This window comes from Sorangiineae bacterium MSr11954 (assembly GCA_037157815.1).
GTDB lineage: Bacteria > Myxococcota_A > Polyangia > Polyangiales > Polyangiaceae > Pendulispora > Pendulispora albinea.
In genome coordinates this window covers 10221871-10235931 of the sequence record CP089984.1, presented here as the reverse complement: position 1 = coordinate 10235931, position 14061 = coordinate 10221871, and the positions used below count along the sequence as shown (strand labels likewise).

The following is a 14061-nucleotide window of genomic DNA, read 5'->3' as shown; positions in this document are numbered from 1 at the left end:
TTCATCACCCTACGGAGGGCGGCACGAACGGTTTCGACGGGCAGACCCCGATCGAGCCGGACGCGGGGGAGAAACGGAGGTGAGCATGTTGAGTCAGCCGGATACACACGAGAAATTTAGCGGCCGCGAGCGACGTCGCCATCGCGTCTTCGTCACGCACAACAGCGAATACCATTGTCGTGATGGAATCTGCGTCGCCGTTCGGGATCTGCGCACGGGACGATTCCTCCCCGAGCACATGGCCGTAGGAAAGCGGGTCAGCTCCGGTATCCGATTTACAGAGGTGGGGGGCATCGCGTCCATTTCAGAGCCGGGCGATCCCCACGTCGGCGAACAGATTTGCTTTATTTCGGGGGAGCCAGAGCCCGAGGAAGAAGTGTTGACCAGCCCCGTCCGTGCCATCGAGCGTCCGCCGAAGGAAGTGGTGGCGCTCTATCCCAATTGAGCCATCGGGGCCCAATCGGGGTGCACGGAACGCATGCAGGTACGGAGGCGTTGCGGGAACTGCGGCAGGGAGACATCGACATCGATGCTAGGGGGCCGCAGTCGGAACGCAGGTGCCATGCCGTAGCCGTTCGGACGGTATGTCGGTAAATGTAAGTCGTGCTCGGTTCCGGGGGGTGATGCGCAAGGCAGGGGGCCCGGGAGGATGGGGCGCGCGCGCGCCGATGGCGGGCGGATGCGGACGGCATCACACCAAAATCCATCGGACGGCGAAGGAAGAGTTGATCCGTCAAAGCTCGGGTCGATAGAGTAAAAGTTTGGACGGGTTGCCCTTTTCGGTCGGCGGGAGGGACGGGTGCTCATCTCCTTGAGCACCGTTTCCATTCCGGGACATGGTTGTGCGCGAGCCTCCTTCAACGACTATCCACGACCGCGTTGTCGCCATACTTACGCGCTACATTTCGCCCATCATGGCCCAGGGCGTCCTCTCGCGTGCCTTGCGTGAATGTAAGCTGACGTCCGAGTCGCTCAACGGAACGAGCCTGATTGGGCTGTATCCAAAGCTCGAAGTGGGCATCAAGCTGTTCGTCGAGCCGTCGTTGCAGGACCGGGTGTGGGGCGAGCTCGATGCGCTGGCCGCCGACCATCACCCCAACACGCCCACCATCGTCCCCATCTCCCAAGATCGCGATATCGCCGAAGCCCGCGGTCACGCGCGCCTATTGTGCGAGCGAATGCGCGCCCGCCCCGTGCTGACGGAGCGTATCGTCACCATCGTGAGCGAGCTAGCGCGCAACATCGTCAATTACACCCCGGGCGGGCAGATCGAGATGAGCAGCGAGCGGGTCCCCCGGGCCAAGGTCAAGATCCGGGCGACCGATCGCGGCTCGGGGATCGGCAACTTGGAGGAGATCCTGTCCGGACGTTATCGGAGCCGGACAGGTTTGGGAAAGGGGATCACGGGGGTCAAGCGGCTCTCCGATGCCTTCGACATTCAGACCACGCCGAGCGGCACGCGCGTCGAGGTGGAGGTCTCGCTTTGAAATGGACCATCGGCGCGCTCACCCGGCCGCGCCCCGGGGAAGCGGAGAACGGCGATAGCCCCGTGGTGCTCACGTCCGATCGCGTCACGTGGATCGGCATCGTCGACGCGCTGGGGCATGGCGGCGGCGCGGCCAAGGTGGCCGCCCTCTCCATGCAGAACCTCGAGTCGGCGCCGCTCGAAGATGGGATCGAATCGATGATGCGCGTCCTTCACCAAGGCCTCGCGGGCACACGCGGTGCGGCCGCCATTCTCTGCCGGCTCGAAGGCGATTCCATCGAGGGCTGTGGTGTCGGCAACGTATTCTTTCACTGTGGACCGACACGGGTACCCTCGGTGATCGGCGAGGGGGTGCTCGGCGTGCGACTGCGACGCTTGCGTTCCTTCACGTCCAAGCTAAACAGGTCCGACCGGATCGTTTTGACGTCGGATGGTGTTGCCCAGAATTTTTCGCTCTCCGACTTCCGCGATCTTTCGCCCAATGAGACCTGCAGCGAGATCATCATGCGTCATGGGCTCGCGCACGACGATGCCACGGTCGTCGTGGTCGACGCCGAAGGGGAGGTGGACTGATGCCTGCTACACCGAGTGGAATTCCCATTCTGAAAGTGTGGAATCGGCTTCTCGTGACCTTTCAAGGCGACATCGGGGATGAGAAGGCGGAACGCGCCACCTCCGAGGTCCTCGACATCATCCACCGTCAGCGAACGGAAGGGTTGGTGCTCGACATCACCGGGGTCTTCACCCTGGACAGCCATTTGTGCTTCGTTCTGTCGCGCCTGGCATCGGCCGCCCGCTTGATGGGGACGCCCACGGTGGTCTCCGGCATGAACGCGCAGACGGCGCAGACCTTGGAAACCATGGGGGTGCGTTTTCGCACGTTGCGCACGGCCCCGAGCGCGGAGGTGGCGCTCGAAATGCTAGGTGTGAAGGTTACCTTGCGTCCTCCCGCAGACGAGCTTTCATTGGCCATGAGCAGCTTCCCATCCGCGGACCGGGTCGAGGAGCCCGTCTCGCTCGCGGAGCTGGCCGGGCAAACGGGTAGGTCCGGGCAGGCGGGGCGGGCCAAGCGAGGAGGGGCATCGCGCCCATGAATCATCGAGAGAATCCAACGTATCTTCGCAATGGTCTCGATTTCGAGTGGGATGTCGATGAGGGGCTCTTCCTCATCATGGGCAACCCCATCATGTGCATGTGGACCGAGACCACCATGGCCTACTTCATGTCGGGCCTGCACAAGATGGTCGGAACCGACCGATTCAACCTGGCCCTGTACGGCGCGGGCGAGGACACGACCGCCGACGAGTGGGAGCGCTTCGTCACCCCGGCCGCCAATGTCGAGGACGGGCTTCGCGCGGTGTGCGCCGCCGCCCCGCATCTGGGCCATGGGCAGTGGGAGCTCGTCTCGCTCAACCGCGAGAAGCGCGAGCTGCGCTTTCGGGTCAAGAACAGCTGGGAGGGTCTCTACCAAAAGGCGATCGGCGTCTGTTGGGGAACGAGCTCGCTGGCCGGCCGCTTCGCCGGCTACGCGGCGCGCATCTTCGGCGAGAATTGCTGGGCCGAGCAGACGTCGTTCATCGCGCGCGGCGACGAGTGGGACACCTTCGTGGTGCGCCCCTCGGACCGCACCGTCGATGGCCAGCTCGAGGCGCTGATCACGGCCGACAAGGCGAGCCGCGCGGATCTGGATCTGGCCGTCGATCGCTTGAAGCAAGAGGTCCACGAGCGAACGCAGGCCGAGGAGCGCCTGCAGCAAGAGGTCCACGACCGCAAGGTGGCCGAGCAGGCGCTGCTCGACAAGCTGGAGATCATCCGCCGCCAGGAGGACTCCATCCGTGCCATGTCCACGCCGATCCTGCAGCTCTGGGAGGGCGTGCTGGCGCTGCCCGTCATCGGCTTGGTCGACAACGCCCGCGCGAACCAGATGATGGAGAGCTTGCTCGAGGCCATCGTGAAGACGCAGGCGCGCTTTACGATCCTGGACCTCACCGGCGTCGACTCCATGGATACGAGCGCCGCCGATCACCTGCTCAAGGTGGTGCGCGCCGCGCGCCTCTTGGGCACGCAGTGCGTGATCTCCGGCATCTCGCCGGACATGGCGCAGACCATCGTGGGGCTGGAGCTGGATCTGGCGGAGCTCTCGTCCTTCAGCACCCTGGAGTCGGCGCTTCGCTATGCGCTGCGCACGCAGCAGCACCCGCTGGTGCAAGACGGCGCGTACTGAGCGCGCTCACTTCGGGCCATCGTCGATCGCGCCGCGCAGCACGTCGTAGCCGGTGAGCGGCCCATCGCGGAAGCTCTCCGCGCCAAAGATGCGCCGCATGATTTTGCCCATCAGCGCATCTTTCGGCACCGCGAGCAGCGCCTGGGTGAGGACCTGGCGCTCCTCTTCGTTCAACGCGACGTGCGCCGCCAGCAGATCGCCGGGGATGCTCCCCACCGTCATCAGCACGCGGACATTCGACTCGCCGCCGCGGACGTTCGACCACGCGCCGCGCAGGAGCGTGCCTTTCTCCGTCAGCTGCGCGTAGGTGCCGCCGAGGTTCGCGCGCCCCGAGAGCACGGCGCCGACCACGGCCTCGTGCGAGCCGTAGAAGCGCTCCTCGCGAAAGAGATCCTTCGGGGTGAGCCCTTTGGCGATCAAGATGGCGCGCGGGATGACGTACCCCGACGCGCTCCATCGATCGACCCACGCCGCGCGCGAGCCGCGCAGCATCTCCAAGGAGCGGATCGGCGAGTCGGTCCGCACGATCATGGCCGCATGAAACGACGCGTGACCAGCGCGCTCGCTCTTGACCAAGTGCACGATCTGCCCTTCGCGCTCCAGGCGCAAAAAGATGAGCGGCGGCAGCCACGCGATATGCGCTTGCCCCGAGCGCACCATGCGTTCGAGCTCCACGTACGACAGCGCCATGCGCGGCGTGATCGAGAAGCCGGTCTTCTCGCTGAGCCACGCGGTCAGCTCACCGAACCGCTCGGCCACCGGCTCCGAGCCCCCCTGCCACGCGAGCGCGAACACCAGTCGCTTCGGTTGCGGGGAGCCCATGCGCCTATGGTGCTCGAAGTCCCGAATCGGATCTACTCCCCTCTACGCTTCGAGCCGCTCGTCGCGAGGCCCTCGGCGAAGGCAGACCGAGCGGACCGGAAGCGTTCGACTACGTCGCGTTCGCCGCGCTCCCATGGCGAACGAGCCAGGCGAGCACTTGGCGCTCGAGGCCGCGCGGAGCACGTTCGCCCAGGTCGAGGGTGCTCGGAAAGCCGACGTGTCCTCCGCGATCGATCCACCGCACATCGAGCTGCGCGGGGCTGCCCACGAGCGCGGGTCGCACGGTGCCCGGGATCACCATGGGATCGGCTTCGGATTGCACGAGCAGGGTCGGTCGTTGGAGCAGCCCGAGCTTCGGTCCGGCGCTCACTCGGGCATAGTAGTCCTCGGCGCTCGCGAACCCATGACGGGGCGCGACCACCTGCCGATCCCATTCGCGCAAGGTCGTTATCCTCAGGAGCGAGGTAAAGGAGATGGGCAGCGCCTGCCGCCTTCGTCGCAGCACACCGGCCACCATGCCCTTGAGCCCGGCGAGCACATGGTGTCGGTACAACGCGCGCGCGGGTCGATCGATGGCCGCCGCCGAGCTGTCCAAGTCGAGCGGCGCACAGATCGCAGCCACCGCGCGCACCCGCGGGTCGACCTCTGCCGCAGCATAGCGGAGGGTCACATGGCCCCCCATGGAGTAACCGAGGATGTAGATATTCGTGTATTCTGCAAGCGATGGGCTGGCGACGACGGCGGCGACGTCTTGCCACAAACCGGCGTGGTAAAAATCGTCGGCCCCTCCGGCCACGCCGCGGAGGTTGATGCGCAGGCACGGGAGGCCGATCGCGTGGGCCGCGCGGGCGGCGGGGATCACGTAATGGCTCTCGTTGGTGCCGCCCAATCCATGAATCACGATGAGCAGCGCGCGATCGCGCGAGGCCCCGCCCTCGGGCTGCGACAAAAGTCCGCTCAATCGAACTTCGCCAAACGCCTCGTTGGCGACGACCGTGCTCCATCGCGCGCTGCCGGGCGGGGCGCTCGGGCGGCGAACCACGTGATGCACGACGGGGGCGATGGTCCAGTAGTGGCCGGAGAGGGACATGGCGCGCATGATAGACTAGGCGCGATGTTCGATGCTTTGGAGGAGTCCCTTCAGCGCGAGATTCTCGAGGGCCCGCGCCGCGGCGTGGTTCGGCTGCCGGATTTGCGTCTCATCGAGCGTCCCGGTTGGTTTCAGCTGGTGACCCCCTCCTTCCGGCAAGGTGGCTTCAACGAAGTCATTTGCTCATCGCTCCCAATATCCGAAGCCGACTCCATCATCGACACCGCGGTGTCCGAATACCGCCAATTGGGCATCAAATTCCGATGGGCCGTCTACCCCAACGCCGAGCCGGCCGATCTCGGCGAGCGCCTCGAGCGCCGCGGCCTGGTCAAATCGCCTTCCCGCGCCATGTTCACCGGCACGCGCCATCCCGACGTCCCTTTCGAGGCCGAAACCTTCGCATACGACGAAGGCACCACGGTCGAGGAGGTCGGCCCGCGGACCATCGAAGCCTTTACGCGCGTGATGGCCACGGGCTGGAACGTGGAGGAAGGGCCGCTGCAGCACCTTCACCGCACCCTCCTCTCGAACCCGGACCGCACGCACCGCCTCTTCCTCGCGCGCCACCACGGCCGAGCCGCCGGCGCCGCGAGCTACATCGCCTCCCCCCTCTCCGCGGTCCTCCTCGGCGCCATCGTCCTCCCCCCCTTTCGCCGCCGCGGCTTGTACCGCGCCCTCATCGCCGCCCGCCTCCACGACGCACGCACCCGCAACATCACCTTCGCCACCACCTACGCCCGCGAGGAAACCTCGGCCCCCATCCTCGAGCGCCTCGGTTTCCACACGGCATTTCGTTATGCGACGTATTACGGCTAAAAATCGAACCGCCAGGACGCTCGAAGAAATCAAACCGCCAGGACACCAAGAGCGCCAAGAGAGAGAATCAAAGATCACCAAACCCCTGGTGGTCCTAGCGCCCTGGCGGTTGACTCTTCTTCGCGCCGACCTCTGAGAATCAAACCGCGAGCGCACCAGGGCTCCCAAGAGCGCCAAGAGAGAGAATCAAAAATCACCAAACCCCTGGTGGTCCTAGCGCCCTGGCGGTTGACTCTTCTTCGCGCCGACCTCTGAGGATCAAACCGCGAGCGCACCAGGGCTCCTCGCGCCCTGGCGGTCGACTCTTCTTCGTTCAACCTCCGAGTCACCCCGTCAAGGCATGCTCGCCCGCCGCTCGTGCACGACCAGATCGAGGTTGCGCACTTTGGGCTCGAGCTCGATCAAGAACTCGGGATCGCGCGGTAAGCTGTGGACCTTTTCGATGTCGGCGCCGGCGTATTTTTTGATGTCGTCGCGCGAGTCCCAATAGGAGACGACCATGTATTCGGTGGTCTCGCCGTCGGGGCGGCGGAAGAGTTGGACTCCGCGGTTTCCTTCGATGGATTGGATCTTTGCGAGCCCCTGCTCCTTGGTGTAGCGCGTGTACTCCTCGGCCTTGGCGGCGGGGGTTCGTCCGTGCCACATGCGCGCGATGCGCGGCTGGCCTTTGGGGAGCTGGTCGACGATGAGGTCGAAGTGCCGGACCTTGGGCTCGAGCTCGATCAAGAACTCGGGATCGCGCGGCAGGTTGTGCGTTTTTTCGATATCGTCGCCTGCGAATTTTTTGATGTCCTCGCGGTTGTCCCAATAGGAGACGACGAAAAATTCCGCGTTGTTGTCGCCGTCGATGCGGCGGAGCATTTGACAGCCGCGGTTGTTCGGGATGCCCAGGATTTTGCGCACCCCGTTTTCATCGAGGTAGCGCGTGTACTCCTCGGATTTGGCGCCCGGTGTCCGGCCGTGCCAGACGCGGGCCACCATGGCTTTCGTGATGCTGGTGTTGCCGCTCGACGCCGAGGTGGACGGCGTCGTCGCCGCGGGCGGAGGGTCGCTCGCGCAGCCCATGCCCAGAAAGGAAGTCGCCATGGCCGTGGCGGCCAGTGAAAGGAACCCTCGTCGGGTCGCTGCCCATGCGTTTCGCATAATCCCATAGCCTCGCACGATCGACCCCCATCGGCTCCATGAAACGGCGCGCGCCGCTCACGTGCGCGGGGTAACGCGAAACGTCATGCCCGCGCGCCGCAGCCGATCGATCAATCGCGTACCCATGGCCACGGCCGGCGTCAAAACACCGCGCGGCGAGTCGAGCGGATCGAGGGCCAAGCAGAGGGCGGCCTCGGAGAGCATGATCGCCGTTTCGCCGTAGCCCGGATCGTGCTGCCCGTGCACCTCCGCATCCGCCAGAAGAGGAGGGCTCCCATTGGGCGCGTCGCTCTCCCCGATGATGCGGATTTTGAAGAAGCCCGCCTCCCGCTGCTCCGCCGAGGGGCCCTCACCCGGCGAGGGGTGAAACGGCTTGATCACGGTCCGGCCGATGCGCGTGGAGGCGAAGGTCATCATGGTCAAGAGGCCCCCGGCCACCGCGGTCGCGCGCGCAAACCCGGCCGGCCCGCTCCCGGTGCTCATCTCCTCGGAGTAGCGGAAAGCTTGCCCATAGGGATAACCCAAGAGCGCATTGGAGCGGTGCACCACCCGCGTATTGATGGCGGCCATCAAAAACGGGCAAACCCATTTACCGATGCGCGGCTCGAAGCGAACGGTGTGGCGATCTTTGTCCGGCCCCCGCTCCGCATCGGGCACGAGCCCGTACGGGTCGGCCATGAGCCGGCGCAAGGCGCGATCGCGCGACGCGGCCTCCATGAGCGTGGTCATCGACGCGATGGTGCCCCCGCTCATCCCCCCCTTGACCGCCTCGCAAAAGAAGGACGCGCGCGTGAGCTTCCGCTTCTTGGCCGCAAAGTGCTCGTGCAACGTGAACACCCCGAGATCGGAGGGGATCGAGTCGAACCCCGAGCTGTGCACGATGCGGGCGCCGCTCTTTTGGGCGCGCTCGTGGTTGCGATCGATGCTCTCGCGGATGAAGGGGACCTCGCCCGTCAAATCGGCATAGTGGGTGCCGTGCTCCGCGCACGACGACGCGAGCTCGCGCCCGTAGCGCACGTAAGGGCCCACGGTGGTGGCGATCACGCGCGCTTCGCGGGCGACGGCATCGAGCGAGGGCCGATCGTTGGAGTCGGCCACCAGCACGTCGATGCTACCGAGCTTCGGCTGGATGCGCGCGAGCTCCTCTTTGACCCCTTCGAGCTTCTTCGAATCGCGCCCGGCGATGGCCCATCGGAGCGAGTCGGGGGCGCTCCGCGCGAGGTATTCGGCCACGAGCTTGCCCGTGAACCCCGTGGCGCCAAAAAGGACGAGATCGAAGCGTCGGTTCTGAGTCATGCGAATCGTTATCGCACGAAGGCGGCCGACGAAGTTCACATTGAACCGGCACGGCCCGTACGCAATGCAACGGCCCAGTCGGGACGCCCATTTCGCAAGGCTGTGGTGGCGGCCGTCTCCCCATCGTATGCCACGCCAATCAAGTCCACGGTCACGCTGTCGCCCACATCCACCACGGCGTACCGCGCGTGTGTGCTCCCGCTTTCCATGCGGTGAGGATACGGCATTTGGTCGGTGTACGCCGGCAAACCGACGCTCCCGGGGTTCACGATCACCAGCCCCGATGCGAGCGATACCAGCCTCGGAACGTGCGTGTGCCCGCAGAGGAGCACGCGCTCCTGGACGGCGCCGACCAAACGCTCGATGCCTTCGATGTCCCGCAGCCCCACCCCATGTTCGGTCACCCGCTCGAGCAGGTATTTCTCATCGCTCCCCGGGGTGCCATGACAGAGTCGCACATCGCCGACGACCGCGCCGCCCGGCAGATCGCGAAGCCATGCGAGGTCGGCTTCATCGAGCGCCTGGCGGGTGAATGCCAGCGACGAATTCGCGCGGGTGTCCGCGTCTTCTTCGTAGACGATGCGGTCCTGGTTGCCGCCAATGTGATGCACGGGGAGCCCGGGGGCGCGTAAAATCGCCGCGGTGCCATGGGGATCGAGCGGGCCATACACGGCGTCGCCGAGTTGGAGGAGCGCATCGACCTGCCGGCGGCGCAGGTCGGCGAGGACCGCTTCCAGCGCCCATCGGTTACCGTGCACATCGGAGATCACCGCATATCGAGCCATTGGCGTCGTTGGAATCGATAGAGCGAAATGGCGCTCAGGTCCAGTCGCCCGTGTTTCGATAAGCGTCTTGCAAAAAGCGGATGAAGGCGCGGATCTTGGCGGTCGCGTGGCCGGGTGACGGGTAGATGGCAAACACGGTGCTCTCCTCCGTCTTAGCCTTGGGAAAGAGCGGAACGAGCGCGCCGCTTTGGAGATCACTTCCGCACACGAACGACAGAAGGAACGAAATGCCGGCGCCCGAGCGCGTGAGATCGCGCAGCAGCACGCTGCTGTCCACCCGCACCACCGGATCGACCAGCACCGCCTCGTCGTCGAAGCGCCAGGCCACACGACCCGTCGTTCCGGGGGCGCCGTAGCTCATACATGTATGGCGGACCAAATCGCGCGGCGAACGGGGGCGGCCCGCGCGTTTCAAGTAATCGGGCGAGGCGCACGCGATCATCCGCGTGGTGGCCAGCGGGATGGCGACCACGTCCTCGTTGTCCAAGGCGCGGGTGACCCGGATGGCCACGTCGAAGCCCTCCTCGGCGAGCCGCGTGTAGCGATCGGTGAGCACCAGCTCGATGCGCACCGCGGGGTACGCTTGAAGAAACGCCGCGATGTGCTCGCGCAGGTGCAAGAGCCCGAAGGCGACCGACGCCGTCACCCGCAGAATGCCCGCGGGCTCCGCCTTCTCGGCGTTGGCGGCCGCCTCGAGCTCCCGCATTTGCTCGAGCACGTTGCGCGCGCGTTGGTAGACGATGCGGCCGGTGGGGGTCGGCTTCACGGTGCGCGTGGTGCGATGGAGCAAGTGCACCCCCAGCTCCGACTCCAGCAGCGCCAGCGACTTGCTGACCGCCGCCTTGGAGACGCGCAGCGCGCGGGCCGCGTCGGAGATGCCCTCGAGCTCGACGACCTTGCAATACCAGGCGAGCGCACGAAATCGGTCCATCCGTCCACTGTTTCCACTTCGTGAACGATTCGTCAACGAGGGCGGTGATTGTCAATGCACGAGGGGAGTCGCAACTTCGGGTGCATCGGAGGAAGTTCCATGTCAGAGGTTCTCGCTCACCCGCACGTTGCACTCGCACCGCTCTCGGCCTCGAAGCCGGGGCTCACCCTGCGCAACCGCATCGCCGTTGCGCCCATGACCCGCGTGAGCGCGGCGCGCGATGGGCGCGCCACCGAGGCCATGCACCGCTACTACCAGGCCTTCGCCGAGGGCGGGTTCGGCCTGGTGATCACGGAGGGCACCTACGTCGATCGCGCGCACAGCCAGGGCTACACGAACCAACCCGGTCTGGCGACCGACGCGCACACGGCCGCCTGGCGCCCCATCGTGGAGGCCGTGCACCGAGGCGGCGCCAAGTTCTTTGCGCAGTTGATGCACGCCGGCGCGCTCGTACAAGGCAATGAATACCGCGCCGAGCCGGTGGGGCCCTCGGCGATCCTCCCCAAGGGCGAACAGATGCCGGCCTACGGGGGCAGCGGCCTTTACCACGTGCCACGCGCCATGAACGAAGACGATTTTCGAGCCATCACCGAGGCCTTTTGCAGCGCCGCGCTCCGTGCGCGCGACGCGGGCTTCGACGGGGTCGAGCTCCACGGCGCCAACGGCTACCTCTTCGATCAATTCCTGACCACGTACACCAACCTCCGCACCGACGACTACGGCGGGGGGGTGGAGAACCGCATTCGATTCACGGCCGAGGTGCTCCGCGCGGTGGTGGAGGCGGTGGAGCCCGGGTTCGTGGTGGGGGTGCGCCTCTCGGAGGCCAAGGTCAACGACAAACATTATGCGTGGCCAGGCGGCGGAGACGATGCGCGCATCATCGGTCGAGCATTGCGCGACGCGGGTGCATCGTATTTGCACTTTGCGGGCGGCGGGCCCGACTTCCACTTTCCGACCAAGCTCCACCAAGGTGGATCGCTCACGCAGATCCTTCGTGAGGTCGCCCAGGTGCCGGTGATCGCGAACGGCAGCATGGGGCACCTCCCGAACGCGGAGCGCGTCCTCGAAGAGGGCCACGCCGATGTGGTTGCCCTGGGGCGCTCGGCCCTGGCCAACCCCGATTGGCCGTCGCGCCTTGCGCGAGGTATCCCGTTCGAGCCGTACGATTTTCGGATCATCCAACCATCTGCGTCATTGGCGAATGCTGCAGCGTGGCGAGAAGCGCAGAAGCTACAGGCAAATAGCGTTTCTGTCGTAAATATGAACACCGGCATCGAGGTGCCGAGCACCTTGCGCGACGGTATCGTACCCTAAAGGTCGGATGATTAAGGTGGATACGCGCATGGGGTCTCGTACCATGCGCGTATGAAATCGCTAACGGTAACCGGTGTCACGTCTCTCTCATTTTTGCTCGTGGGGGCCATCGCGTCGTGCACGGGACGTCCAAACCAATGGACGGTTTCATCTCCGAACGACGAGCTGACCTTCGATCTGCGGCTCGGGCCCGCCCTCGACGGGCGCGACTCGGGAGCGCTCACCTACACGGTCCATCGCGAGCACGACGGCAAGAGCCACGACGTGCTGCTCCCTTCGCCCCTCGGCGTGCGGCGCGACGATCAGAGCTTCGTCGACGGTCTGCGCTTCGTCCACGCGGGGCCGGCGACCGACGCGGCGGGGAGCTACGACCTCGTTCACGGAAAGCGCCGCACCATCCGCCAGCCGGCACGCGAGCGCGTCTTTACCTTCGCCAACGCGGCGGGCGCGCGCATCGAGCTTTTGGTGCACGTGGCCAACGACGGCGTCGCGTTCCGCTACCGCTTTCCCGAGCAGGACGAGACGCCGCGCAAGGTGCTCGAGGAGATCACGGGGTTTCACGTGCCCGCGGGCTCGAGCTCGTGGATCACCCCGCAGCAGCCGCCGGGCCGCTACACCCCCGCGTACGAAGATTTGTATGTCGAGCAGCCCGCGGGGACGACCGCCAAAACGCCGTCCGGGTGGGCGTTTCCTGCGCTGTTCCACGTTGGGAGCGAGTGGTTGCTCGTGAGCGAGTCCGGGATGACCGATGGCAACGCGGGCACGCGGCTCGAGGCGGAGGCGCCCGATGGGCAATATCGGATTCGCTTGCCGGAGGCGGGCGAGGGGAGGGGCGTGGGCGCCACCACGCCCGAGTCCAAGCTGCCCTGGACCTTGCCGTGGCGCGTGCTGGTGACCGGGGCGTCGACCTCGACCATCGTCGAGTCCACCTTGATCGAAGACGTGGCGCCGCCGTCGACCGTGGCCGATCCCAGCTGGATCAAGGCGGGCCGGGTCTCTTGGAGCTGGTGGTCCGACGACGACAGCCCGCGCAACGAAGCGGCGTTGAAGTCGTTCATCGACTTATCGGCCGAAATGGGCTGGGAATATTCGCTCATCGACGCCAACTGGAACCTGATGGATCCGGCGGCGCTCCAGCGAATCCTCGCCTACGCGCGCGACAAGCGCATCGGGATCATCCTCTGGTACAACTCGGGCGGCCCCCACAACGACGTCACCGAGCAGCCGCGCGATCGCATGCACCTCCGCGACGTGCGCCGCGCCGAGTTCGCGAAGTTGCAGCAGTGGGGGGTGAAAGGGGTCAAGGTCGACTTCTGGCAAAGCGACAAGCCGGATCGCATGCAGCAATACCTCGACCTCCTCCGCGACGCCGCCGACTTCAAGCTGATGGTCGACTTTCATGGCTCCACCTTGCCGCGCGGCTGGGAGCGCACGTATCCACAATTGATGACGATGGAGGGCGTGCCGGGCGCCGAGCAATACAAATTCAATCCTGAATATCCCGGTAAGGCGGCCTGGCACAACACCGTATTGGCCTTTACCCGCAACGCGGTCGGCGCCATGGATTACACGCCGGTGACCTTCACCGATCACAAATACCCGCGCATCACCACCGACGGGCACGAGCTGGCGCTCTCGGTCGTCTTCGAGTCCGCGCTGCAGCACTTCGCCGACTCCGTGGCGGCCTATCGGGCGCTCCCTGCGCCGGCCAAAGACTTCCTCGCGGCGGTGCCTGCCACCTGGGAGGAGACGCGTTTGCTCGGCGGCGAGCCTGGCAAGCTGGTGGTGGTGGCTCGCCGCGGCCAGGACGGCTGGTACATCGGCGGCATCAGCGGGCTCGATACACCGCAAAGGTTCGAGCTCGATTTGTCGTTCGTGAAGAAGCCGGGCGCCTACACCTTGACCACCGTTCAAGACGGGGATGTGCCTCGGAAGCTCGCGAGCGCCACGCGGCAGGTGAGCTCCGCGGACAAGATTGGCATCGATCTTCTCGCCCGCGGCGGTTTCGTGGCCACCCTTCGCAGCCGCCGCGACTGATGGCCCCGCGACGTCGGCGCGCGCGGGTCGACCTTGATCCTGCCGCGACCGATGGCCAAGCGACGTCGGCGCGCGGGGCGTCGACGTTGCGTTTCGGCTCGTGTCCTGGAAATCGGG

Annotated in this window: 14 protein-coding genes; 8 read left to right on the top strand and 6 right to left on the bottom strand. The window is 65.8% G+C overall.

From position 1 onward, the window contains the following. Nucleotides 1-85: 85 nt before the first annotated feature. The 5 genes from LZC94_39995 (at nt 86) to LZC94_39975 (ending at nt 3710) form a co-directional block, all read left to right on the top strand. Nucleotides 86-445 (top strand): hypothetical protein, encoded by a 360-nt coding sequence (locus LZC94_39995; GenBank protein WXB14000.1) that lies wholly within the window; start codon nt 86-88, stop codon nt 443-445. 469 nt (nt 446-914) lie between these two features. After that, a complete protein-coding gene (locus LZC94_39990; protein ID WXB13999.1) occupies nt 915-1487 on the top strand; it encodes an ATP-binding protein in 573 nt (190 codons plus the stop codon). After that, nucleotides 1484-2059: a serine/threonine-protein phosphatase gene (locus tag LZC94_39985; protein WXB13998.1), complete on the top strand. Its 576-nt coding sequence runs from the start codon at nt 1484-1486 to the stop codon at nt 2057-2059. The genes LZC94_39990 and LZC94_39985 overlap by 4 nt, the downstream gene beginning before the upstream one ends. Next, on the top strand, nt 2059-2580 hold the full coding sequence (locus LZC94_39980; GenBank protein WXB13997.1) for an STAS domain-containing protein: 522 nt from the start codon (nt 2059-2061) through the stop codon (nt 2578-2580). Before LZC94_39985 ends, LZC94_39980 begins: the two co-directional genes overlap by 1 nt. Continuing rightward, nucleotides 2577-3710, top strand: coding sequence for an STAS domain-containing protein (locus tag LZC94_39975; GenBank protein ID WXB13996.1), 1134 nt, complete (start codon nt 2577-2579; stop codon nt 3708-3710). The genes LZC94_39980 and LZC94_39975 overlap by 4 nt, the downstream gene beginning before the upstream one ends. A 6-nt stretch (nt 3711-3716) precedes the next feature. On the opposite strand, the gene LZC94_39970 is transcribed toward LZC94_39975, so the two are convergent. Both LZC94_39970 and LZC94_39965 read right to left on the bottom strand, forming a co-directional pair. After that, nucleotides 3717-4532 (bottom strand): PhnD/SsuA/transferrin family substrate-binding protein, encoded by an 816-nt coding sequence (locus LZC94_39970; GenBank protein ID WXB13995.1) that lies wholly within the window; start codon nt 4530-4532, stop codon nt 3717-3719. 109 nt (nt 4533-4641) lie between these two features. After that, entirely contained in the window at nt 4642-5622 is a 981-nt protein-coding gene (locus tag LZC94_39965) for an alpha/beta fold hydrolase (protein WXB13994.1), read from the bottom strand. A gap of 24 nt (nt 5623-5646) precedes the next feature. Here LZC94_39965 and LZC94_39960 point away from each other — a divergent pair, with 24 nt between their 5' ends. Beyond that, complete coding sequence (locus LZC94_39960; GenBank protein WXB13993.1) at nt 5647-6438, top strand: GNAT family N-acetyltransferase; 792 nt, start codon at nt 5647-5649, stop codon at nt 6436-6438. A gap of 333 nt (nt 6439-6771) precedes the next feature. Here the strand turns inward: LZC94_39960 and LZC94_39955 are convergent, their stop codons facing one another. From LZC94_39955 to LZC94_39940, 4 genes are all read right to left on the bottom strand, one after another. Then, nucleotides 6772-7524, bottom strand: coding sequence for an antibiotic biosynthesis monooxygenase (locus LZC94_39955; protein ID WXB13992.1), 753 nt, complete (start codon nt 7522-7524; stop codon nt 6772-6774). 114 nt (nt 7525-7638) lie between these two features. Beyond that, nucleotides 7639-8877 (bottom strand): saccharopine dehydrogenase NADP-binding domain-containing protein, encoded by a 1239-nt coding sequence (locus tag LZC94_39950; GenBank protein WXB13991.1) that lies wholly within the window; start codon nt 8875-8877, stop codon nt 7639-7641. Between the two features lie 35 nt (nt 8878-8912). Further along, entirely contained in the window at nt 8913-9662 is a 750-nt protein-coding gene (locus tag LZC94_39945; protein WXB13990.1) for a metallophosphatase family protein, read from the bottom strand. A gap of 34 nt (nt 9663-9696) precedes the next feature. Continuing rightward, nucleotides 9697-10593 (bottom strand): LysR family transcriptional regulator, encoded by an 897-nt coding sequence (locus LZC94_39940; protein WXB13989.1) that lies wholly within the window; start codon nt 10591-10593, stop codon nt 9697-9699. A gap of 99 nt (nt 10594-10692) precedes the next feature. Between LZC94_39940 and LZC94_39935 the strand changes: the two genes are divergently transcribed. Together LZC94_39935 and LZC94_39930 are read left to right on the top strand one after the other, a co-directional pair. Next, on the top strand, nt 10693-11907 hold the full coding sequence (locus LZC94_39935) for an NADH:flavin oxidoreductase (GenBank protein ID WXB13988.1): 1215 nt from the start codon (nt 10693-10695) through the stop codon (nt 11905-11907). Between the two features lie 51 nt (nt 11908-11958). After that, the gene (locus tag LZC94_39930) at nt 11959-13944 is read left to right on the top strand and encodes a glycoside hydrolase family 97 protein (GenBank protein ID WXB13987.1); all 1986 of its coding nucleotides are present in this window, start codon (nt 11959-11961) and stop codon (nt 13942-13944) included. Nucleotides 13945-14061: the final 117 nt, after the last annotated feature.

What these genes read in the sequence shown, in the direction of transcription:
- LZC94_39995 (WXB14000.1), top strand. Translation starts at nt 86, where the DNA reads ATGTTGAGTCAGCCGGATACACACGAGAAATTTAGCGGCCGCGAGCGA.
- LZC94_39990 (WXB13999.1), top strand. Translation starts at nt 915, where the DNA reads ATGGCCCAGGGCGTCCTCTCGCGTGCCTTGCGTGAATGTAAGCTGACG.
- LZC94_39980 (WXB13997.1), top strand. Translation starts at nt 2,059, where the DNA reads ATGCCTGCTACACCGAGTGGAATTCCCATTCTGAAAGTGTGGAATCGG.
- LZC94_39975 (WXB13996.1), top strand. Translation starts at nt 2,577, where the DNA reads ATGAATCATCGAGAGAATCCAACGTATCTTCGCAATGGTCTCGATTTC.
- LZC94_39970 (WXB13995.1), bottom strand. Translation starts at nt 4,532, where the DNA reads ATGGGCTCCCCGCAACCGAAGCGACTGGTGTTCGCGCTCGCGTGGCAG.
- LZC94_39965 (WXB13994.1), bottom strand. Translation starts at nt 5,622, where the DNA reads ATGTCCCTCTCCGGCCACTACTGGACCATCGCCCCCGTCGTGCATCAC.
- LZC94_39960 (WXB13993.1), top strand. Translation starts at nt 5,647, where the DNA reads ATGTTCGATGCTTTGGAGGAGTCCCTTCAGCGCGAGATTCTCGAGGGC.
- LZC94_39955 (WXB13992.1), bottom strand. Translation starts at nt 7,524, where the DNA reads ATGGCGACTTCCTTTCTGGGCATGGGCTGCGCGAGCGACCCTCCGCCC.
- LZC94_39950 (WXB13991.1), bottom strand. Translation starts at nt 8,877, where the DNA reads ATGACTCAGAACCGACGCTTCGATCTCGTCCTTTTTGGCGCCACGGGG.
- LZC94_39945 (WXB13990.1), bottom strand. Translation starts at nt 9,662, where the DNA reads ATGGCTCGATATGCGGTGATCTCCGATGTGCACGGTAACCGATGGGCG.
- LZC94_39940 (WXB13989.1), bottom strand. Translation starts at nt 10,593, where the DNA reads ATGGACCGATTTCGTGCGCTCGCCTGGTATTGCAAGGTCGTCGAGCTC.
- LZC94_39935 (WXB13988.1), top strand. Translation starts at nt 10,693, where the DNA reads ATGTCAGAGGTTCTCGCTCACCCGCACGTTGCACTCGCACCGCTCTCG.
- LZC94_39930 (WXB13987.1), top strand. Translation starts at nt 11,959, where the DNA reads ATGAAATCGCTAACGGTAACCGGTGTCACGTCTCTCTCATTTTTGCTC.